This is a genomic window from Arthrobacter sp. CG_A4 (genome assembly GCF_035985125.1).
GTDB lineage: Bacteria > Actinomycetota > Actinomycetes > Actinomycetales > Micrococcaceae > Arthrobacter.
Map to the genome: position 1 here is coordinate 1 of NZ_JAXCID010000031.1, position 21,871 is coordinate 21,871.

The following is a 21,871-nucleotide window of genomic DNA, read 5'->3' on the forward strand; positions in this document are numbered from 1 at the left end:
TGCCACAACCTGCTCAAACTCTTCAGCTACCGGACCCAAACCGCCTGACCACCCCGGGGACGCGGCCACGGGATCGAAGCGGCAGGACCCGAACCCCACCCCACAGGGGCCTTCCAGGCTTCCTATCGCGAAAATGCCAGGAGGCCGGGCCCCCTTCCAGAAAGGAGACCCGGCCTCCGCGCCGTCACGACGCAAACCTGCGGAACCGGCGAACCGCTACCGACCCACGCACCTAGGAAACCGGCTCTACAGCTTGCCGAATTCTTCCTTGACCGCCTTGTAGGTGTTGTCATCCTGGAACTCGTAGATGCCGACGTAGGCTTCCGTGGGGTCCCCGGCGTCGGAGAACGTTACGGGGCCGGACTGGCCGTCGTAGTCGATGTCCTTGCCGTTGCGGAGCAGGGTGACGCAGGACGGGAAGGTGTTGCACTTCTCGCCGACTTCGGAGACCGCCTTGAGCTGCTTGGCGATGTCCACACCCTTGGTGCTCTTGGCAGCCTCGGAGGCCAGTGCGATCAGGTTCACGGCGTCGTAGGACTCGCCGGAGTAGCTGTAGTCCTTCAGCGCGGGATCGATCGCCAGCAGCTTCTTCTTGAAGTCATCCTTGGCGAAGGTGCCCGGGATGGTGCCCTGGGCGCCCTTCAGGGTTCCTGCCGTGAAGTCCTTGCTGTAATCGGACATGTTGCCGTCCACGAGGAAGAGCTGCGTGGGCTTGATGCCCTTGCCCGTCATCAGCGGAACGATGCTCTTGGCCTGGTCGAAGGTGATCAGGGCAATGGCGTCCGGCTTGGCCGCAATGACCTTGTCAACCTGGCTGCTGAACTGGGAATCACCTTCGTTGAAGAGTTCCTCTGCGACAACCTTGCCGCCTGCTGACTCAAACGCCGACTTCACGTTCTTTGCAAGGCCGGTTCCGTAGGCGTCGTTCAGGACGATCATGCCAACGGTCTGGGCGCCACAGGTAGCCATGTAGTTTCCGAGGACCTTGCCCTGAAGAACGTCCGAGGGTGCGGTGCGCCAGTAGAGGCCCTTGTCGTCCCAGGCGGTAAAGTCCGGCGAGGTGTTGGCCGGGGAGAACTGGATGACGCCGGCGCCGGTGATCTGGCTGATCACGGTCTTGGAGACGCCCGATGAGGCGGCACCCACGATTGCGCTGACACCTGAGCCAAGCAGTGCCGTGGTGGACTGGGTGGCGATATCGGTCTTGGTGTCACCGGAGTCGCGGTGCGTGACCTCAACAGGCTTGCCCAGCACGCCGCCGGCATCATTGACTTCCTTGATGCCAAGGTTGACGCCAGCGATTTCGGGCGGGCCGAGGAAGGCAAGCGACCCGGTGGTCGGCAGAAGCGAGCCGATCTTCAGCGCGGTGGGGGTGGTTGTGGTGGCGGCCGGGACAGGACCGGCGTTGCCGGCGGCCTGGGTGCTGGCTCCGGCGCCGGCACCGGGGGCCGGGCAGGCGATGCCCGCTGCCTTGACGGTGGCGGATCCTGTCGACGTCGGGGTGGACGTGCCACCACAAGCCGTAGCCAGAAGGGCGACGCCGATGCTAAGCGCTGTCAGCTTAGCGATGCGGGGCGCCACCTGGGGGAATGAAGTCATTGACAATCTCCTCGATCTAAAGGTGCGAACGGCCTTTGATGCGAATGATCAGGTGTTCCTGAGTTACCTTCAAGCTATTGCAAATCCGCCCCGAACGTAAGTGACTACGGTCACATCCTTATAACAGTCGTTGCATAGAGGAAATCTAGTCGGCGCGGTTGGGGGTCGACGACGGCGCCTGCCCTCGGGGTCAGGTCCCGTCGGTGTCGGGCTGGACAAGTGGCGGGCTCGACAACAGGCGGAGCCCGCCGGTGATCGAGTTGTGAAAGTGCTTCACGCCGGTGACGTGCTGGCGCACGTTGTGTTCTGCTCTCCGGGTGCGGACCTCGTGGCTGCGGATGGATTCACCGACCAGCCCTGTCAGGGCACGGTTGTTGGGGTTCCGGCCGGCTCCAGTGCGCAGGATCGCGGCGGTGCCATGGGCTGCCCGGGCCCAGTTTGCAGCGAACAGGCGGGGCGGTGCTCGGACTGGATGAACCGGGGCGTGGTGGGCCGGACGTGCCGGGTTGGCGTACATGTCGAGTGCGAGGCGTAGCCGAGCCGCTGGGGCGGGGGCTTCGGCGGGGTGTCTGCGGGACGTGGCCCTGTCCGGACGCAGGTCCATACTCTGGTGCTGCCGCAGGACAGAGTAAAGGCCCCCGATTCCCCTGGAGCTAAGGGAGAATCGGGGGCCTCTCCTCGTGTGCTGTGAGGTGTGGCATTTCATTGAGTCATATTCGCTCCGAAGCCTCTCACTTGGCGCCGGAGCTGTCTGTCGCAACCTCGGCATTGGGGGTCCTGGCGTAGTCGGTGCTGACCTGGTACGCGTGCTGGTCGAGTATCAGTGCCTGCTGGTTGATGTCCCTCAGCTGGGCGTCGGAGAGTTTTTCCGCCTTGACAAGATCCAAGGTCTCCTGTTTGTCGCCGCCCACGGCCGTCACTTTCACCAGACCCGTGCCTGCCGAATAGAACTTCTGCTGGTGGCCTACCGCCGGTTCCAGCGGATTGTGCTCATCAATAACCAGCACATCGTCGTAGCACCCGGTGGGAACACACACCCGCTGATTCTCCTGAACCGCGCCCCCGCAGTCCAGGAAATTCACCGCAGGCGCATGAGCCTGCACGTAACTCGGCGTGCCGGCCCGGGGGGCGGCCGGCATCGCTATCCCCGCCTGGGCTCCGGACAAGCCGCTGAGAAAGGTGGCAGGCGCGCCGGTGAATTCGCCGTTTTCGAATTCTTCAGGATATTCCCCGAAGAGCCAGACGACTCCACGATCCGTCTGGGCGAAAAAAGCCAATTCGGATTCCACCAGCTCTCCATCGGCGTAGTCGCGGTCCCACATCACCTGGGTTTTGACGCCGTCTATCAACTTGGTAAGTCCGGTCACAGAGTGGGTCACGGTGCGCGCAGTAGTGCCTTCCGCGCCGATCACCGTGCCCGTCGTCGTGTACTGCATGCCGGGCGTCAGCGGAAACCACTTGTTGTCTATCGTCGGTGACGCCGGGAAGGCGCTGCGGTCGAAGGTGAGGGCGGTCCCTGGCCCGCAGAGCCCTGCGAGCACCGGCGCCACCGTTGGCGTGGGCGTGGGCGTCGGTGTGGCAGTGGCAGTGGCCGGGGGCGGGGCCGGTGTGGCAGTGGCCGGGGCCGCGTTTGGTGCGGTACAGGACGCCACCGTGGACATTGTCAGTCCCAGTATGAGAGCGGAACCCAGCGCGTTTAGTCGTTCGTGTGAGCGGAACATCTAAGTAGCCTTTCGCTGTTGGAATGTTGTGGCTTCCAGCGGCTGACCCGGCAACGTTATGGAGCCGATCTGCAGGGCAACGCTGGCGAACCGCACCTCTGCCGAGCTGAACGAAATCACTCGAACGGCACGCGGATTGCGATCTCACGGGGTGATCACCGGGGAAAGGATATGAAGGTGGGTTCAGCCTCCTCCCCTCAACATGAGACCGCTGCCAATTCCGGACCGGCTTAGCCTGAATGATGGCCTTCTTCCGGCCGTTTGAGAAGCCCGCTGCCGCGAAAGTTTGGCCAGAGCCGGACCCTATCGGCCTGACGGGCCGCCGGCCTGTCCACATTGAGACGCCGACAAGGGTATGGCCGTCACGGAATCCGTGACGGCCGTTGGTGCCCCAGGTGGGACTCGAACCCACAACACGCGGATTTTAAGTCCGCTGCCTCTGCCAATTGGGCTACTGGGGCGCCCGGTCAATGCTATCCCGTCGCGCTGCCCCGTCCGCCACAACCGGCGGCGTGCCGAACGGCCCGGCGTAGCGGAAGGTCCCGCTCACGCCGCCGGGCCAGACGGCCAGCGGAAGCAGCTGGAAGTGTGGACCCCAGGCAGGGTCCGGGGCCTCGACGCCGAGCGAGGTGGACGCCACGAAGCCGAAGCGCGCGTAGTACTCCGGACTGCCCAGCAGCCCGATCCCCCGCTCCCGCGCGGCGTTGGCCCGGCCAATCATTTCCTTCATAAGTGCGGATCCAATGCCGTGGCGCTGCAGCCGCGGCACCACTCCGAGGGGGCCGAGCCCCAGCAGCGCCAGCTCGCCCGCCCAGCCGCGGGTGCTGATCACGTGCCCGACAATCTCGCCGTCGAGTTCCGCCACGAGGCTGAGCCCGGGCAGGTAGTCCCCGCACTCGAAAAGCCGGGCGAGGAGCTCAACCTCCTCCGGCTGGCCCTCGACGGGCAGTCCGGTGACAGGCGAGACGGCAAACGCCGCGGCGGTCAGGGCCAGGATGGCGGGCCGGTCCGCGGGCTGTTCGTTGCGCAGCACGAGCTCCGGTGCCGGCGTGTGCCCGCCACTGGCGCCTACCAGTTCGTGCAGCACCTCCAGCGCGCGGTCGGCATCAACCACGGGAACCAGCAGGTGGTCGTGGTGAAAGCCGGCCAGGACGTTGCAGCTGATCCTGGCCTCGGTCAGGGCGCCGCTGACCGCAGCGGTCAGGCCCACCGCTTCGAGGGAGGAATGCGCCTGGAGGGTGATCCAGGCCCCGACGAAGTCATAGGACAGCCCCAGGCTGTCCGCTTCGTCCCGCGGCAGCACGACCGTGAGCCCCTCGGCCTCACGGACGGCGGCTTCGATGGCTCCGGTCAGGGGTCTGCCGGCCGGCCACACGACATAGACGAATTCGCCGTCGCGGAGCTCGGGTCGCATACTGGCCAGCAGAGTGTGGAGGTCCTTTTCAGCTGTCATGGAGCCAGTCTATTCGCGGACCCGACGCCGGGCGCCGGACTCCCCGGGAACGACGCCGGGCGTCCGACTTCCCGGGAACGACGACGGCGGCCGTTCCCCCGGAAGGGAACGGCCGCCGTCGAATACTGTTGCGGGCTACTTGGAGTCGGCCGGGACAGCTTCTTTGGTCTCAGCCCTGGCAGCCTCGGCGGCCGGCCTCGGAGCCGGAGAGGCGGCCGGAACCGCGGCCGGCTTCGGAGCCGGAGTCGCGGCGGAGACGAACGCACCGCGCGGGTTGTCCAGGTCGATCAGCTGGGTGGTGTCGCGTCCCAGGAAAAGGGCCCAGAACCAGCCGGACACAACGCGGATCTTCCGCTCAAAGGTGGGCATGGCCAGGCCGTGGTAGCCGCGGTGCGCGAGCCAGGCGAGGGGACCCTTGAGGCCGATGCGGCCGATCAGGCTGATGTTGGCCACCCCCTTCCATTCGCCGAAGCCTGCGACGGCGCCCAGGTTCTTGTGCTTGTAGTCCTTGAGCGGCTTGTCCCAGCGGGAGGCCCACAGGTTCTTGGCGAGGCGCTTGGACTGGCGCAGGGCATGCTGGGCGTTCGGGACGCAGGTACCGTCCGGCAGGCCGCTGCCCGTGATATCCGGTACGGCCGCAATGTCTCCGGCGGCCCAAGCGTTCTCGACGATGCCTTCGTCCCCGGCGATGCGCAGGTCCGGGAGGACCCGGACCCGTCCGCGGGGCTCGAGCGGGAAGTCGGTGGAGCGGATCATCGGGTTCGCCTGCACGCCGGCGGTCCAGACCAGCGTGTCCGCCTCGAATTCCTGCGCCGGGGTCTTGTCCGGCAGGTTGATCAGCTTCAGGGACCCTTCGGCGTTGTCCAGCGAGGTGTTGAGCAGAACCTCGATGCCGCGGCTGCGGAGGTGCTCCACCACCCATTCGGCCTGCGCAGCGGTGACCTCGGGCATGATCCGGCCCATGGCCTCGACCAGGACGAAGCGGACTTCCTCCTGCTGGATGCGCGGGTTCTTCTTGACCGCGGCCCGGGCCAGGTCTTCCATTTCAGTGATGCACTCGATGCCGGCGAAGCCGCCGCCGACGACGACGAATGTCAAGGCGCGGGCGCGGGCCACCGGGTCCGCCATAAGCGAGCCGGCTTCAATCCGCTCGAGGACACCGTTGCGCAGGGCGACGGCTTCCTCAATGGTCTTGAGGCCGATGCCCTTGTCCGCGAGTCCCTTGATCGGGAAGGTGCGGGTGATCGCGCCAGCGGCCACCACGACGTCGAAATACGGAACTTCAAAGTTCTCGCCGCCGTCGGCCGGGGCAACCACGGCCGTGCGGTTGGCGTGGTCGATCGAGGTAACGCGGCCCTGGATGAGTTCCGTCTGCGTGAGGTGCTTGCGGTGCGATACGACAGCGTGGCGCGCCTCGATGTTGCCGCCGGCAACTTCGGGAAGGAAAGGCTGGTACGTCATGTAGGGCAGGGGATCCACGACGGTGACGATGCCGCCGGCGTTCGCGATCTTCTTCTGCAGTTTGAGGGCCACGTACAGGCCGACGTACCCGCCGCCGACGACGAGTACCCTGGGACGGTCCTGGAGCTGGGGTGAGGATGCCATCCCCCAAGAATACCGTAGTTTGTGAAAAACTTCACTAACTAGGGTTTGCCGTCTGGGTCCACCGCATCCAGGACTCCTGTTTCGGGCCCGCCGGGGCCGTCCGGCCCCCCCGTCGGTGGCGTCCGGCCGGCCCGCCGAAGCTGGAAACCGGCAGTCCCCAGGATGCCCAGGAACAGCCCGCCGAAACCCAGGACGACCATCGCCGGGACGGCGCTGTCCAGCTGCGAGGGCGGCTCTGCCACCGGCACGGTGGCCTCCGGCAGCGCCGGCGCGGCACTGGACGGGGTGGCCGCGGGTGCGGCCGGCGGCGTCACCGGGTTTCCGCGCCGGTGGACCCGGACCCAGTCCGAAATCGAGCCCAGCGGGTTGGCCTTGGTGTCAGGGACATCGGCCTTGAGGGCTGCCTCGGCGTTGAGGATCCCGAAGCCGTACAGCGGGTCCTTCCCCGGCGCCCCGGCGTCCCTTGTGGTGCTGACAATCCGGTTGATGACCTGGCTCGCCGTCATCTCCGGCCATTTGGAGCGGATCAGGGCGGCAACGCCGGCGACGATCGGCGTGGCTCCCGAGGTGCCGGCCCATTCGGCGTAGCCGCCGGCGGGCATGCCCCCGATGAGGTTTTCCGCGGGGGCCGCCACGCCGATGCTGATGCCCTGGGAGGACGAGTCGATGCTGGCAGCCCCCTTGCGGTCCAGCCCGGCGACGGTCAGCACACCGGGAATGGTGGCCGGCGCCCCCACCTGCACATTGCCGCCCACCCGGTTTCCCGCGGCGGCGACAATCACCACGTCCTTCTGTTCGGCGTACAGGAAGGCCGCGTCCCAGCTCTGCGGCCACTCCGGGGAGGTGCTGCCGAGCGAGATGTTAATGACGCGGGCACCATTGTCCACGGCCCAGCGGACCGCCTGCGGAATCTGGTCCTGATCGCTCTTGCCGCCGGGGTTGGCCGAACCGAGCCAGGTGGAGACGGACAGCAGTTGGGCCTCCGGCGCCACGCCTACGATCCCGTCCGGGCCGACGGCGGGACCGGGGGCGGCGCTGGGGGTGGCACTGGGGGTGGCACCGGGGCCGGGACTGGCGGTAGGACTGGGGCTGGGGGGCTGGTGGCCGCGGCCGGCAAGCATTGTGGCCACCAGGGTCCCGTGCTCGGGTCTGGCGCCGATGCTTTTCTGGCCGTCCGGGCTGCCGGCTCCCGAGATGTCGACTCCCCCGGCCATCACACCGGCCAGGTCAGGGTGTTTGCCGTCCACTCCGCTGTCGATCACGGCGACCTTGACGTTGGCTCCCTTGGAGACTTCCCAGGCCTTGGCGATGCCATACTCGGCCAGCCAGTATTCTTTGTCGCGCCAGCCGTCCGCGTGGGCGGCGGGGGCAGCAGTCAGCGCTGCCGAAAGGCTGCCTGCAGCCAGGGCTAAGGCCATCATCGCGGAGGCGGTCCGGCGGGGCCGGGCTGTTGCTCTGGTCATTCGGGTCCTATCGGCGGTATGGCTGGTGGGCTGGCGCCGCGGTGGGGCAGCGGCAAGGATGGTTGGTTCCGCTCGATCGAGCTGATGCTGCTGGTTGATGCGGCTGGCTGGTGCTGCTAGCTAATACTCAGGGCAATGCCGTCCAGAATATCGTGTTCGCTGGTGACTGCCGTGGTGATCCTGCCTTCCGTGACCTCGGCCAGTCGTTCCAGCACGCGCCGCCAGACGAGTCCTCCTGCCCCGATCACGTCCACACGGCCCGGGTGCATGTAGGGCAGGGCCGCCCGTTCTGCGCGGGACATTTCGAGCAGCTCGGTGCAGGCGCGCCGTACGTGTTCCAGCGGCAGCTCCGTGCCGTGAATGGCCTGCGGCAAGTATTCCGGCAGGTCCAGGGCGTGCGCGGTGATGGTGGTGACGGAGCCTGCCACACCAACGACGGCGGTGGTCCGGTCCAGGGGGACGGTCTTCGCCGCCTCGCTGATGGCGGCGTCGACGTCGGCCTCCGCCGCGGCGATCTGCGCCGCCGTCGGCGGGTCGTCGCGCAGGTGCCGTTCGGTCATCCGGACGCAGCCGACATCGACGGAGAAGGCGGCCGTAACACCGTCGGCGTTGCCCAGGACGAATTCGGTGCTGCCGCCGCCGAGGTCCACCACGAGCACCGGGTCCTGTCCGCGGGACGGCAGCACGCTGCCCGCGCCGGCGAAGGACAGGGCTGCTTCCTCGTCCCCGGTGATGACCTCGGGTTCGACGCCGAGAAGTTCGCGGACGCCGTCAATGAAGACCTGCCGGTTGCGCGCGTCCCGGGTGGCCGAGGTAGCCACGAAGCGGACCTTGCGGGCGCCGTGTCGGCGGATCAGCTCCGCGAAGTCGGCCGTCGCCGCCAGGGTGCGGTCCAGGGCCTCCTGCGCGAACTCTCCGGTGGCATCGACGCCCTGGCCAAGCCGGACCACCCGCATTTCGCGGACGATGTCCGTCAGCCGCGGCGTTGCCCCGGGCTGGACGTCGGCGATCAGCAGCCTGATGGAGTTGGTGCCGCAGTCGATCGCGGCCACACGGCTCATTGGCCGGCTCCGGCGGCTTCGGTTTTGGCGGTCGCGGTTTTGGCGGTCGCGGTTTTGGGGGTCGTGCTTCCGGCGTCCATGCCGTCGGCGGCCGCGGTGCGGGACGTCCGGACCGGGGCCGGCCGGCCCACGATCTCCGGCAGGCCCTGCGGTCCGTGCCTGCTGAGGTCCTGCGAGGGAACGTTTCCGCCGGTGTCCCAGGCGCCGTCGCAATAACAGCGGTCCCTGGTCCACCATTCGCTGATGGCCTCGAGGGCCTCGTCGCCGAGCGGGTTGACGCCGGGTCCGGCCGCGAGGGTGTGGCCCACCAGAACGTGCAGGCATTTGACGCGGGTGGGCATTCCGCCGGCGGAGATGCCGTCGATCTCCGGCACGGCGCCGATCCCGGAGCGGGCGCCGATTTCGGCGCGGGACGCCAGGTAGGCCCCGTGCGCGGCGCGGTAATCGTCGGCCAGCGCGTCATCGCCGCCGAGCCGGACGTTCATCTCGTTCATCAGGCCTGCAGCCTCCAGCCGGGATACGGCGGAGGTGATGACCGGGTGGGTCAGGTAAAACACCGTGGGGAAGGGTGTCCCGTTGCCGAGCCGCGGCGAGGTGGCCGCCACCAGCGGGTTGCCGCAGAGGCAGCGGGCCGGGATCTCGACGACGTCGCGCACCGGTCGGCCGAGCTGTCGGCTCAGGACGTCGAGGTCGTGCGGCGAGGGCCGGCGGGACTCCGCCGGCGTCCCTGCCGTGCCCGCTGCCGCGGGATCCCCTGCGGCTGGGCTCTCGTCCACTGGGTTCTCGTGCACTGGGTTCTCGTCCACTGGCGCGGCGCCTTCCTGCCCTGTATGGAGTGTCCGGCGGACAGTCCTGCGGCGGGCGCCGCGTCTTAGTCTGTTGCCGAACGCCGGATGGAGTCCCAGAGGGAGTCCACCCACGGCAGCTCGGCCGGGTCCTGTGCGGACCCAGCCCCGGCCGCGCCATCGGGCTGTCCGGCGGGAAGATCGCTGCCGAAGACCCAATAGCCCGTCTCTCCGGGCATAACCATGTTAATCCGGTCGCGGGCCTGCTGCTTCACGTAGTTCGGATCCTGCCAGCGGGAGACCTGGCGTAACAAGTCTGTCTGCTTCGACTGTTCAGCGGAGATATCCGCCTGCAGCCCGGCGATTTCGGCGCGCTTCTCGAAGAAAATCTTCACCGTGGGGGCCAGCATGATGGTGATGGCAATCATGACGACGAGCAGGGCCAGCATGCGGCCCGAGAACGCCTTGGCGGGGACAGGACCGAGGTTTTCTTCCGCCCCGGCGGAGTCCTTGGCCCGGGTGGCGGTGCCGGGCAGGGACGTGCCCTGCCTGGACGTGCCGGGCTTGCCCGGTGCCGCCTTGCCGGCGGCATGGGAGTCGGCGGAGGCTGTGCCGGCCGCGGTCGTGGCCGGACCCAGCCGGGCTCCGGCCGGGGTGCCCGGCGTGCCACGCGGGACGCCGAAGTCAGCCAGGATGACGTCGCCGCCGTCGCCCGTGCCGGAATGCTTCCGGGCCGCTGGCGTCGCCCGGGGAACCTTGGGTCGGCGGGTAGCCATGTCACTCCTGTCATGCCCGGCCCCTGCCGGGCTGGCGTGCTGCTTTCCTGCTGACAACCGCGGCCTTGACCGGCGTTACCGGCCGGGGTCAACCGTCGCCAGCTGCGGAGGGGCCGCAAACGGAACCGGCGGCCATGGTCCTTCAACCATAGCCACCGGTTCGTCGTTTGTGCGGCTGCTAGCCCTTGAAACGCGGGAAAGCGCTCCGGCCGGCGTAGCGTGCGGCGTCGTCGAGTTCCTCTTCGATGCGCAGCAGCTGGTTGTACTTGGCGACGCGCTCGGAACGGGCCGGGGCGCCGGTCTTGATCTGGCCGGCGTTGGTGGCAACGGCGATGTCGGCGATCGTGGTGTCCTCGGTCTCGCCGGAGCGGTGCGAAGTGATGGTCGTGTAGCCGGCGCGCTGGGCGAGGGACACGGCGTCCAGGGTCTCGGTCAGGGAACCGATCTGGTTGACCTTCACGAGCAGCGAGTTGGCGGTGCGGGAGTCGATGCCGGTCTGGAGCCGCTCCGGATTCGTCACGAAGAGGTCGTCGCCGACGATCTGGACCTTGTCGCCGATGGCGTCGGTGAGGGTCTTCCAGCCGTCCCAGTCGTTCTCGTCCAGCGGGTCCTCAATGGACACCAGCGGGTAGTCGGCGACCAGCTCGGCGTAGTAGGCGCTCATCTCGGCGGAGCTGAGGGCCTTGCCTTCGAACTGGTAGGCGCCGTCGGTGAAGAACTCCGATGAGGCAACGTCCAGGGCCAGGGCGATGTCCTTGCCCGGGGTGTAGCCGGCATTCCTGATGGCTTCCTGGATGAGGTCCAGGGCCGCCCGGTTGGACGGCAGGTTCGGCGCGAAGCCGCCCTCGTCGCCGAGACCGGTGGACAAGCCCTTGGCCTGCAGCACCGCCTTGAGCGCGTGGTAGACCTCTACGCCCCAGCGCAGGCCCTCGGAGAAGGTCTCGGCGCCGAGCGGGACAACCATGAACTCCTGGATGTCGACGTCGGAGTCGGCGTGCGAGCCGCCGTTGAGGATGTTCATCAGGGGCACCGGCAGGACATGAGCGTTCGGGCCGCCCAGGTACTTGTAGAGCGGCAGGTCGGCGGAGGCCGCTGCGGCGTTGGCGACGGCCAGGGACACGCCCAGGATCGCGTTGGCGCCGAGCTTGCTCTTGTTGGCGGTGCCGTCCAGATCGATCATCGACTGGTCGATGCTGCGCTGGTCCGTGGCGTCGAAGCCGATGAGCGCCGGGGCAATCTGGTCAATGACGGCGTCGACGGCTTTCTGGACCCCCTTGCCAAGGTAGCGGCCCTTGTCGCCGTCGCGGAGTTCAACGGCCTCGTGCTCGCCGGTGGAGGCTCCGGAGGGAACTGCCGCCCGGCCGATCTGGCCGTCCGAGAGCAGGACTTCAACTTCTACGGTGGGGTTGCCACGGGAATCGAGGATCTCGCGGGCGTGGATGGCATCGATAAGCGCCATGGATAGGCTCCTTTTAGGTGAAGCGATCTGCTGGGAATCTGAATGGAAATCAAGCTGGGAATCAAGCTGAAAAACCGACGTCCTCGTCGCTACCCAGCCTAGTCGAGAGTGGGATCAGTTACAGAAACCTATCCGGTACACGGACGTCACCGTCGCCGGATATACCGGACGACGGCGTAGGCGGGCTTTCCTGGAAGCGGCGGATCGCACCGCGCAGGGCGCGTTCGGCGTCGAGCCCGTCCTCCCGGGCTGCTGCGGCGATGCCGAAGAGAAAATTGCCGAGTTCCTCTTCGGTAGACGGTATCCCGACGGCGGTTTCCCTGCCGGCCGCCGGGAGGCCGGCGCGTTCTGCCCGGTCCAGGAGTTTCTGGGCCCGGGCCAGGGCGGGCAGCGCCGCAGGAACGCCCTCAAAGGTGTCACCGCGGTGGCCGGTTCCGGCGTGGGGCGCCCCGGAGTGCAGGACCTTCTCGGCGCGCTTGACAGCGTCCCAGGTCCGGACGATCTCCTCGACCGTCGCCGGGAAGGAATCCTGCAGCGTTCCGTCGGGGCGGAAGACGTGCGGGTTGCGCCGGACCATCTTCGCGGACAGGCCGGTGGCGACGTCGCCGAGGTCAAAGGCGCTGCGCTCCTCGGCGAGCCGGGCATGGAGGACCACCTGAAGCAGGACGTCGCCCAACTCGGCCTTCAGCTCGGCGTCACCACCGGCCGTCTCAATGGTTTCCGCCACCTCATAGGCCTCCTCGAGGAGGTACTCCACGAGGGATTCATGGGTGAGGGCGCCCATCCAGGGGCAGTGCTCGCGCAGTGCGGCGATCGTTTCGACCAGCTCTGCCAGCTGCCCCTGGACGGGTGGGATGTCCTCGTTAGCCAAGGTCGGCGTAGGCCTCGTTGATGTATTCGACAAGTGCTTCCTTCTCCTCGAGCGGCAGGAAGGCGGCCTCGGCGGCGTTGAGCGTCAGCTCCAGCAGATCGTCGAGATCGTAGTCGAAGGTCTCCACCAGCAGTTCGAACTCGTCCGTCAGCGTCACCCCGCTCATGAGCCGGTTGTCCGTGTTGATGGTGACGTTGAAGCCGAGCTGGTAGAGCATGTCCAGCGGGTGGCTTTCGATTCCCTCGCCGAAGCCCGCGACGGCGCCGGTCTGCAGGTTGGAAGAGGGGCAGATCTCCAGGGCGATGCCGCGGTCGCGCACCCAGCTGGCGAGCTCACCCAGGGTCACCAAACCGATGCTGTCGTTGACCTCGTCGCTGCTGTCGTCGAGTTCGGCAGCCCCTTCGTCGTCGTCGAATTCAACGGTGACGTCCTCGGCGATCCGGACGCCGTGGCCGAGCCGCAGGGCACGGCCGTCGACGAGGGCGGACTGGATGCTTTCCAGGCCGGCGGCCTCACCCGCGTGGACGGTGGCCGGGAAGTTGTGCTGGGCCAGGTAGGTGAAGGCGTCCTTGAAGCGTGCGGGCAGGAAGCCGTCCTCGGCACCTGCGATGTCAAAGCCGACGGCGCCGTTGTTGCGGTGGCGGACCGCTAGTTCGGCGATCTCCTGGCCGCGGTCGGCGTGGCGCATGGCCGTGATCAGCTGGCCGACCTGGATATCGCGGCCGGTCTCGGCGACGGCGTCCACGCCGGCTTCGAGGCCCGCCTGCACCGCTTCGACCACTTCGTCCAGGCTCAGGCCCTGCTGCAGGTGCTGCTCGGGGGCCCAGCGGACTTCGCCGTAAATGACGCCGTCGTCGGCCAGGTCCTCCACGAACTCCTTGGCGACGCGGAACAACCCGTCCTTGGTCTGCATCACGGCGATGGTGTGGTCGAACGTTTCGAGGTAGCGGACCAGGGACCCTGAGTCGGCTGACTCGCGGAACCACTCCCCCAGCGCGACGGGGTCCGTCGAGGGCAGGGTGTGTCCCGCGGCCTCGGCAAGTTCAATGATGGTGGCCGGACGAAGTCCGCCGTCCAGGTGGTCGTGAAGGGAAACCTTGGGGAGGCCCTTCAGGTCAAAGTCGAGGTCAGGGGCAGCGTCAGGAATAGTCTCAGTCACGTTCCAACCTTAGGGTCGGAGGGCGTGCAATGCCAGCCAGAGAAATGCCCGATCGGGATTTGCCCGAAGAGCGGACTCAGGCGTCGGCGTCGGCCTGGGCCGGCACGGGCGGGTGCAACGGCGCGGACGAATGCGCCGGTGCCGGCGAATGTGCGGCCGCCGGTGCGGGCGCCGGCTCGGGGTGCGCCCCGGAGTGGGCGGCCTTCGCGTCGGAGGCGTGCCCGGCGGCCCGGCTGGTGGCCGCGGCGGCGCCGCGGGTGTCGCGCCAGCGGTGCAGCCAGGTCAGCAGGTGGTCGATCACGATGCCGAGCACGATGGCGAAGGCGACGGCGATCCCGACGCCGAGCAGGGGGTGTTCGTGGACCCAGTTCCCGGCCAGGATGCCGATGCCCGCCGAGTAGGCCACCCAGGTGATGGAGGCAAAGAAGTCCAGGACGATGAAGCGCCGCCGGGGGTAGCCGGTGGTGCCGGCAATCCAGTTGACGGCTACGCGCCCCACCGGAATATAGCGGGCCGTGAAGATCAGCATTGCGCCGCGTTTGTCGAGCTCGTAACGGGCCCAGTGCAGGGTCTTTTGAACCTTGGGTTTGCGCATCCAGCGGAAGCGCTCGACGCCGACGTGCCGGCCCAGCAGGTAGGCCATATTGTCACCGGCGATGGCCCCAAGGGCGCCGGCGGCCATGACCAGCCACATATTGGGTTCCCCGGACGTCACCGAGAGGGCGCCCAGGGCGACGATCAGGGTTTCGCTCGGCAGAATGGGCACGAAGCCGTCAATGAAGCAAAAGACCAGGAGAACCGGATAAATCCACCATTGTCCCGCGGCATGGAGGATAGCCTCATTGATGAATTCCACGCGGGGAGTGCTCCTAGGGAAGTGTCGGTAAGCGCTCTTCAGTGTCCCACGGCCGGGAAGTATCCGCTACGTTCCGGCCGCGGAATTCAGTCCGCTTTTAGGGCTCCGACGGCGGGACGGGCTCCGTGTCCTGCGGGAGCTTCCCGCGCACCCTGCTGATGACAAGGTCCAGCGCGATGCCCAGGCCAATCGCGCACACGACAGCGACGATGACGCCCAGCAGATGGTTCTCCTCGAACCACTGGCCGAAGAAAAGCCCGATCGCCACGGAGTAGCTCGCCCAGAGCACCGCCGAGAGCACCGTCAGCCCCACGAACCGGGCCCGCGGGTAGTGCGTGGCGCCGGCCGTCAGGTTGACCGCAACCCGGCCGACCGGCACGAACCGGGCCACGAGGATCAGCGACGCCGGCCGCTTGCGCAGTTCGGCACCGGCCCAGCGGAAGGCCCTCTGGATCCGGGGCCCGCGCATCCAGGCCCAGCGCTGCGTTCCGGTGCCGCGGCCGATCAAATAGGCCGTGTTGTCGCCCAAAAAGGCCCCGGCCGCGGCAACCGCCGCCAGGAGCAGCGGGTTGGGAACGTCGGCCGTGGCGGCCACGGCCGCCAGCCCGACGACCACGGATTCGCTGGGGATCGGCGGAAAGAAGCCGTCAATCACGCAGCAGGCGAAAACGACCAGCAGCACCCAGGGCTGGCCTGCGGCGGCCAGAATGAAATCGTTGATTGCCTGCACTGTTTCCTAACGAACACCGGGAGCATTGCCGTGGGGACAAGTGTACTGCCGGCCGCTGACTGGTTGCCCTATCACTTGTGGCGGCCAAACCAGGGGTTTGGGGACCACAAGTGATAGGGCAAGCCGGGTTTCTTAGGCGATGCGGTCGATGATGAGCTGCTGCGCCGGGCGGGAGCCCTCCGGGGCAATCACGACGGCGTGTTCCAGCGCTTCCTTGGCCCGCTCGAACTTCTCCGGGGTGTCCGTCAGCAGGGTCATAAGCGGTTCACCGGCCCGCACCAGGGCGCCCGGCTTGGCATGCATGCGAACGCCCGCACCTGCCTGGACCTGGTCTTCCTTGCGGGCGCGCCCGGCGCCGAGACGCCAGGCCGCGACGCCGACGGCCATGGCGTCGAGTTCCACCAGGACGCCGTCGGCCGGGGCGTAGATGACCTCGGATTCCCTGGCAACCGGCAGCTTGGCGCGGGGATCCCCGCCCTGCGCCTCGATCATGCGGTTCCAGACGTCCATGGCCCGGCCGTCCTTCAGGGCTGCCCGGGGGTCGGCGTCGTGGACACCGGCGCAGGCGAGCATCTCTTCGGCGAGCCGGACGGTGAGTTCGACGACGTCTTCCGGGCCTCCCCCGGCAAGCACCTCGACCGATTCCTCGACCTCGATCGCATTGCCCGCGGTGAGGCCCAGGGGCGTGTCCATGTTGGTCAGCAGCGCCACCGTGTTGACCCCGGCATCCTTGCCCAGGGCCACCATGGTCTCGGCCAGTTCCCGGGCCCGCGCCACGTTCTTCATAAACGCCCCGCTGCCCACCTTGACGTCCAGCACCAGCGAACCGGTGCCTTCGGCGATCTTCTTACTCATGATCGAAGAGGCGATCAGCGGTATGGCCTCGACCGTGCCGGTGACATCGCGCAGGGCATAGAGCTTCTTGTCGGCCGGGGCCAGTCCGGCGCCCGCGGCGCAGATGACCGCGCCCACGTCCTGGAGCTGGGCCAGCATTTCCTCGTTGCTCAGCGCCGCACGCCAGCCCGGAATCGATTCGAGCTTGTCCAGGGTGCCGCCGGTGTGGCCCAGCCCGCGGCCCGAGAGTTGGGGCACGGCGACGCCGAAGACCGCCACGAGGGGTGCCAGCGGGAGGGTAATCTTGTCCCCTACGCCTCCCGTGGAGTGCTTGTCGGACGTGGGCTTGACGCCGCCGTCGGGCCGGCGCAGGCTGGAGAAGTCCATCCGTTCCCCCGAGGCGATCATCGCTGCGGTCCAGCGGGAGATCTCGGCCCGGTCCATGCCGTTGAGCAGGATGGCCATGTTCAGGGCGGCCATCTGCTCGTCGGCGATGGCGCCGCGGGTGTAGGCGTCGATGGTCCAGTCGATCTGGGCGGGGCTGAGCACGCCCTTGTCCCGCTTGATGCGGATGATGTCGACGGCGTCGAACGCTTCGGTCGGGTTTGAAGTTTGTGTCACTGGGGTTCCTCCAGGTGTTGGGGTCCAAAGGCGTCGGGAAGGACCTGGTCCATGGTCCTGATTCCCTGGGTGGTCATAAGCTCCATGTCAGGGGCCCGGAATTCGTAGAGCAGCTGCCTGCAGCGTCCGCACGGCATCAGGACGTTGCCGCCGGCGTCCACGCAGTAGAAGGCGCGCAGCAGGCCGCCGCCGGTCATCTGCAGGTCGCCCACGAGGGCGCACTCGGCGCACAGAGTCAGTCCGTAGCTGGCGTTTTCAACATTGCAGCCGCTGACGATCCGGCCGTCCGCGGTGAGGGCTGCTGCCCCCACCGCAAACTTCGAATACGGTGCGTAGGCGTTGTTCATGGCGTGGACCGCGGCGGCTTTGAGGGCGCCCCAGTCGACGCCGGTGCGCTGGTCTCCGGCCCCGCCGTCGTCCGCCGTCATCCCTTGACGTACGGTATGCCGCTGGCGGCGGGCGGCCTGGAGCGGCCGACGAGTCCGGCCACGGCAAGCACCGTCACGAGGTACGGCAGCATGGCCATGAACTGGCTCGGTACCGGGGTACCGATGATCGTCACGATGCTCTGCAGGTTGTCGGCAAAGCCGAACAGCAGTGCGGCGAAGAACGCGCCGATCGGGTTCCAGCGGCCGAAGATCAGCGCGGCAAGGGCGATGAACCCGCGGCCGCCGGAAATCTCCTTGGTGAAACTGTCGATCGCCACGAGGGTGAAGAACGAACCGCCGATGCCGGCGATCGCGCCGCCCAGCGTGACGTTCCAGAAGCGGGTCGCGTTGACCTTGATGCCCATGGTGTCAGCGGCCTGCGGGTGCTCGCCCACGGCCCGGACGCGGAGGCCCCATTTGGTCTTGAACAGCCCCACCCACACCACGATGACCGCGATGTACATGAGGTAGCCCACGACGGACTGCTTGAACAGGATGGGGCCGAGCACCGGGATGCTGGACAGGACCGGGATGTCGATGATGGGGAGCCGGCCGGGCGAGTTGAACTGCGCCTTGTCCGCCTGCATCACGGTGCTGAACAGGAAGCCGGTGACGCCGGACACCAGGACGTTCAGCACGACGCCGACAATGATCTGATTGACCACGTACTTGATGCTGAACAGTGCCAGCACCATGGACACGGCCGCGCCGGCAATGGCAGCCGCGATCAGGCCGAGGAACGGACTCTTCGTCAGGGTGGCCACAATCGCGGCAGTGAAGGCGCCGCCCAGGAGCTGGCCCTCGATGGCGATGTTGACGACGCCGACGCGTTCACACAGCACTCCCGAGAGGGAACCGAAGACCAACGGCACGGCAAGGGTCACGGAACCCGCGATGAGGCCGGCCAGCGAGATGCTCGGGGTGCGGGCCCCGCCGACAACCCAGATCAGGAACGCGGCCACAAACAGGACTATGAACGCGATCTGCAGCCAGCCCGGCGGCAGCTGGTTTTTTGTTTTCAGGGCCACGGCGTAGCCCGCAAGGCCCAGCATGATCACGGAAAGCAGAATCCCGGCGAGGAAGGCAGGCACTTCGATCGCGGGCAACTGGAAAAAGTCGCCGCTGGAGGAGATGCCGAATTTCGCCGTCTGGTTCGGGCCGAGCAGGCCGAAGAAGATGAACGCCACGACGCCCAGCACCAGCAGCGTCACCGGCAACTTCCACGTCACGGGCTTGGCGGAGACCGCCGGAGTGTGGTCCCGGGCTGGCCGGGACATGCCCTGCTGGGGCTTTCCCGGCTGGGGCTTTCCCGGAACGGGCGATGTTGCTGTTGTGCTCATGCTGCACCTCCGGTGGTTGCTGCCTTCTGGGATTTCCCTGCGGACGCGGCCTTCTTCTTTCGCGGGTTCAGCCCGAAGACCGCACGCACCAGCGGAGGGGCGGCGATGAAGAGCACGATCAGCGACTGGACCACCAGCACAATGTCGATCGGGGTGCCGGTCTGGATTTGCATCTGGACGGCGCCGGCGCGGAAGGCGCCGAACAGCACACCGGCGGCAAAGGTGCCCCACGGCGTCGAGCGTCCCAGCAGTGCAACAGTGATGGCATCGAAGCCGTAGGTGGCGGCGACGCCGTCGGTGAGCACCTTCTCGGTGCCCGCCACCTGCGCGACGCCGGACAGCCCGGCCAGGCCCCCGGCGATGGCCATCACCAGGATGGTGGCGCGGGGAACGTTGATGCCGGCGGTCAGTGCTGCCTGGGGGTTGGCGCCGACGGCCCGGAATTCGAAGCCCACCGTGGAACGGTTCAGCAGCCACCAGACGAACACGGTGGCAGCGATCGCCAGCAGGAACCCGAGGTGCAGGCGGTACTGGCTGCCCAGGATCTGCGGGTAGACGGCGGTCGCATCGAGGATCGGGGAGATCGGGGTGGTCTCCCCCGGCCGCTGGAACGCCGGGGTGTCGAGCAGATACCGCACCAGGTAGAGCGCGATGTAGTTGAACATGATGGTCACGATGACCTCGTGGGCTCCGGTCCTGGCCTTGAGCAAGCCGACGATACCGCCCCAGACGGCGCCGCCGACGACGCCGGCGAGGAGAACCAGCAGCAGGTGCAGACCCAGCGGCAGGTGCAGCGCGAAGCCCACCCAGGACGCCAGGATGCCGGCCATGATGATCTGTCCCTGCGCACCGATGTTGAACAGGCCCGCCCGGAATGCCAGGGCGACCCCCAGGCCGGCGGTGATCAGCGGGGTGGCGATGGTGAGCGTTTCCATCAGCGGGGCGAACTGCCCGGCCACTGTCGCCCCGCGGGGGTTGAACACGGATCCCTGGAAGAGCGCCACGTAGGAGCGGGTGGCGGCTGACCAGACGGCGGACAGGAAGTCGCCGGGCCGGGCAAAGAGGTAGCCGGCCGTGGCACCGACCTGCTTGTCGGTGCTGGCAATGAGCAGGCCGCCGAGGATCAGGGCGAGCAGCACCGCGAGGACGGAGACCATGCCGCTGCCGGTGAAGATCTTGCGCAGTACGGAGTCCGGGCCGCCGGGAATGGTTCCGCTCTGGCCGGAGACCGGGACCGCCGACGGGCGCATGGCGCCGCCTGCGGTATCGAGCGAGGTGGCGTTGGCAGCACCGGCTGCCGCCGCCTCCTGCCCGGGGACGTGTGCTTCCGGTGCCGGCGTTTCCTGGGATTCGCCCGGACCCGGGTCAGCCGGGTGTCCCGGCGGGTTCTTGTCAGTCAAGGTCGTCTCCTACGGCGCTGGCGGTGGGATCCTGCGCGGGGTGGGCGGCGGCCGCCGGGATCGGGGCCGGGGCGGTTGCCTGGTTCCTGGTGGCGCTGTCGGCATGGGCATCGTCCGGGGACAGCCCGGCCATCATGAGGCCTAGGACGTCGCGGCCGGTGCCGGCCGGGACAATTCCGACCAGCTTGCCCTTGTAGAGCACGGCGATCCGGTCGGCGAGCTCGATCACCTCGTCCAGTTCGGTGGAGACGATCATGACCGGGGTGCCGTGGTCCCGCTCCGCCACGATGCGCTTGTGCAGGAACTCAATGGATCCCACATCCACGCCCCGGGTGGGCTGGGAGGCGATAAAGAGCCGCAGCGGCCGGGAAAGCTCCCGCGCCATCACCAGCTTCTGCTGGTTGCCGCCGGACAGGGTCCCGGCGGCCAGCGAACCGGACGGCGTCCGCACATCGAACTCGTCGATCCGGGTCTTCGCGTTCTCCAGCACCCTGGCCGGGTTCATGCTGATGCCTTTGGCGAAGGGTGCCTGGTCATAGCGGTCCAGGATCAGGTTCTCCGCGATGGAAAACGTGCCGATCAGGCCGTCGACGGAGCGGTCTTCGGGCACGAAGCCGACGCCTGCCTTGAGGACATCCTTGACGCTGCGGCCCAGCAGTTCCTCGCCGTCCAGCAGGATGGAGCCGTGGACGCGGTCCTGCAGGCCCAGGATGGCCTCGGTCAGCTCCGTCTGGCCGTTGCCCTGGACACCGGCTATGGCCAGGATCTCGCCGCGGGCGATGTCGAAGCTGATGCCGTCCACGACGTGCTGGCCGCTCGGCGCAATGACCGTGAGGTCCTGGACCTGGAAGGTCTTTTCCTGCGGCTGGGCCGGCGCCTTGTCCAGGGTCAGGTTGACCGCGCGGCCCACCATCATGGACGCGAGTTCCGTCGTCGAGGCCGCGGGACTGGCAGTGCCGACCACCTTGCCGCGCCGGATCACCGTGATGGTGTCGGAGACGGCCTTGACCTCGCGGAGCTTGTGCGAAATGAAGACGATGGAGGTTCCGTGGCTCTTGAGCTGGCGCATAATGTCCAGCAGCTCATCGGTGTCCTGCGGGGTCAGCACGGCCGTGGGCTCATCGAGGATGAGCACCTTGGCGTCGCGGACCAGGGCCTTGATGATTTCGACGCGCTGCTGCACGCCGACGGGCAGGTCCTCGATCAGGGCATCGGGATCGACGTCGAAGCCGTACCGGTCTGAAATCTCCCGGATCTTCCGGCGGGTGTCCGCCAGATTCAGGAATCCGCCGGCTTTGGTGGTTTCCGCACCGAGGGCCACATTTTCGGCAACGGTGAAGACCGGTACTAGCATGAAGTGCTGGTGTACCATGCCGATGCCGGCCGCCATGGCGTCCCCCGGCCCGCGGAAGGTGACGGGCTTGCCGTCGACGAGGATCTGTCCCTCGGTGGGTTCGTACAGTCCGTACAGGACGTTCATCAGCGTGGACTTGCCAGCGCCGTTCTCACCGAGCAGACAGTGGATCTGCCCGGGTTCAACGACCACATCGATGTGATCGTTGGCTATCAGGGAGCCGAAGCGTTTGGTGATCCCCTTGAGTTCAAGTTTCAAAACTCTGACCAATCTCGAAGTGTCCGGACGACGCGGCCCGGACGGGACGTGGGGCTGCAGCACAAGCCTAGTGCCTGCGGCCGGGCGAGGGCCGGAGC

Annotated in this window: 19 protein-coding genes and 1 tRNA gene; all 20 read right to left on the reverse strand. The window is 67.5% G+C overall.

Annotation, left to right across the window (positions count from 1 at the left end; all coding sequences use genetic code 11):
• Window positions 1–246: 246 nt before the first annotated feature.
• The 20 genes from RCH07_RS13255 to RCH07_RS13350 all read right to left on the reverse strand — a co-directional run bounded on the left by RCH07_RS13255 (window position 247) and on the right by RCH07_RS13350 (window position 21,773).
• Window positions 247–1,599 carry an ABC transporter substrate-binding protein gene (locus RCH07_RS13255; RefSeq protein ID WP_326967944.1) on the reverse strand — a complete coding sequence of 451 codons (1,353 nt, stop codon included), beginning with the start codon at window positions 1,597–1,599 and terminating at the stop codon, window positions 247–249.
• Between the two features lie 190 nt (window positions 1,600–1,789).
• On the reverse strand, window positions 1,790–2,203 hold the full coding sequence (locus RCH07_RS13260; RefSeq protein WP_326967945.1) for an MmyB family transcriptional regulator: 414 nt from the start codon (window positions 2,201–2,203) through the stop codon (window positions 1,790–1,792).
• A gap of 127 nt (window positions 2,204–2,330) precedes the next feature.
• Complete coding sequence (locus RCH07_RS13265) at window positions 2,331–3,140, reverse strand: hypothetical protein (RefSeq protein WP_326967946.1); 810 nt, start codon at window positions 3,138–3,140, stop codon at window positions 2,331–2,333.
• Window positions 3,141–3,704: 564 nt separating this feature from the next.
• Window positions 3,705–3,781 (reverse strand) — tRNA-Leu (locus RCH07_RS13270).
• Window positions 3,772–4,773 carry an N-acetyltransferase gene (locus RCH07_RS13275; RefSeq protein WP_326967947.1) on the reverse strand — a complete coding sequence of 334 codons (1,002 nt, stop codon included), beginning with the start codon at window positions 4,771–4,773 and terminating at the stop codon, window positions 3,772–3,774. Before RCH07_RS13275 ends, RCH07_RS13270 begins: the two co-directional genes overlap by 10 nt.
• Before the next feature lie 135 nt (window positions 4,774–4,908).
• Window positions 4,909–6,378, reverse strand: coding sequence for an NAD(P)/FAD-dependent oxidoreductase (locus RCH07_RS13280; protein ID WP_326967948.1), 1,470 nt, complete (start codon window positions 6,376–6,378; stop codon window positions 4,909–4,911).
• A gap of 38 nt (window positions 6,379–6,416) precedes the next feature.
• Window positions 6,417–7,841: a S8 family serine peptidase gene (locus RCH07_RS13285; protein WP_326967949.1), complete on the reverse strand. Its 1,425-nt coding sequence runs from the start codon at window positions 7,839–7,841 to the stop codon at window positions 6,417–6,419.
• A 116-nt stretch (window positions 7,842–7,957) separates the two neighbouring features.
• Window positions 7,958–8,902 carry a Ppx/GppA phosphatase family protein gene (locus RCH07_RS13290; RefSeq protein WP_326967950.1) on the reverse strand — a complete coding sequence of 315 codons (945 nt, stop codon included), beginning with the start codon at window positions 8,900–8,902 and terminating at the stop codon, window positions 7,958–7,960.
• Window positions 8,899–9,678, reverse strand: coding sequence for a DUF501 domain-containing protein (locus RCH07_RS13295; RefSeq protein ID WP_442784830.1), 780 nt, complete (start codon window positions 9,676–9,678; stop codon window positions 8,899–8,901). Before RCH07_RS13295 ends, RCH07_RS13290 begins: the two co-directional genes overlap by 4 nt.
• Before the next feature lie 95 nt (window positions 9,679–9,773).
• Window positions 9,774–10,463, reverse strand: coding sequence for an FtsB family cell division protein (locus RCH07_RS13300; protein ID WP_326967951.1), 690 nt, complete (start codon window positions 10,461–10,463; stop codon window positions 9,774–9,776).
• A gap of 178 nt (window positions 10,464–10,641) precedes the next feature.
• The gene (eno, locus tag RCH07_RS13305) at window positions 10,642–11,922 is read right to left on the reverse strand and encodes a phosphopyruvate hydratase (RefSeq protein ID WP_326967952.1); all 1,281 of its coding nucleotides are present in this window, start codon (window positions 11,920–11,922) and stop codon (window positions 10,642–10,644) included.
• Window positions 11,923–12,040: 118 nt separating this feature from the next.
• The gene (locus tag RCH07_RS13310) at window positions 12,041–12,706 is read right to left on the reverse strand and encodes a MazG nucleotide pyrophosphohydrolase domain-containing protein (protein ID WP_326967986.1); all 666 of its coding nucleotides are present in this window, start codon (window positions 12,704–12,706) and stop codon (window positions 12,041–12,043) included.
• A 79-nt stretch (window positions 12,707–12,785) separates the two neighbouring features.
• Window positions 12,786–13,952 (reverse strand): adenosine deaminase, encoded by a 1,167-nt coding sequence (locus tag RCH07_RS13315; RefSeq protein ID WP_326967953.1) that lies wholly within the window; start codon window positions 13,950–13,952, stop codon window positions 12,786–12,788.
• Window positions 13,953–14,028: 76 nt separating this feature from the next.
• Window positions 14,029–14,808, reverse strand: coding sequence for a DedA family protein (locus RCH07_RS13320; protein WP_326967954.1), 780 nt, complete (start codon window positions 14,806–14,808; stop codon window positions 14,029–14,031).
• 97 nt (window positions 14,809–14,905) lie between these two features.
• The gene (locus RCH07_RS13325; RefSeq protein ID WP_326967955.1) at window positions 14,906–15,538 is read right to left on the reverse strand and encodes a DedA family protein; all 633 of its coding nucleotides are present in this window, start codon (window positions 15,536–15,538) and stop codon (window positions 14,906–14,908) included.
• 132 nt (window positions 15,539–15,670) lie between these two features.
• Complete coding sequence (locus tag RCH07_RS13330) at window positions 15,671–16,993, reverse strand: thymidine phosphorylase (RefSeq protein WP_326967956.1); 1,323 nt, start codon at window positions 16,991–16,993, stop codon at window positions 15,671–15,673.
• Entirely contained in the window at window positions 16,990–17,421 is a 432-nt protein-coding gene (locus RCH07_RS13335; protein WP_326967957.1) for a cytidine deaminase, read from the reverse strand. Before RCH07_RS13335 ends, RCH07_RS13330 begins: the two co-directional genes overlap by 4 nt.
• A complete protein-coding gene (locus RCH07_RS13340) occupies window positions 17,418–18,761 on the reverse strand; it encodes an ABC transporter permease (protein ID WP_326967958.1) in 1,344 nt (447 codons plus the stop codon). Before RCH07_RS13340 ends, RCH07_RS13335 begins: the two co-directional genes overlap by 4 nt.
• Window positions 18,758–20,161, reverse strand: a complete 1,404-nt coding sequence (locus RCH07_RS13345; protein ID WP_326967959.1) for an ABC transporter permease — start codon at window positions 20,159–20,161, stop codon at window positions 18,758–18,760. The genes RCH07_RS13340 and RCH07_RS13345 overlap by 4 nt, the downstream gene beginning before the upstream one ends.
• Window positions 20,154–21,773, reverse strand: coding sequence for an ABC transporter ATP-binding protein (locus RCH07_RS13350; protein WP_326967960.1), 1,620 nt, complete (start codon window positions 21,771–21,773; stop codon window positions 20,154–20,156). The genes RCH07_RS13345 and RCH07_RS13350 overlap by 8 nt, the downstream gene beginning before the upstream one ends.
• Window positions 21,774–21,871 lie beyond the last annotated feature (98 nt).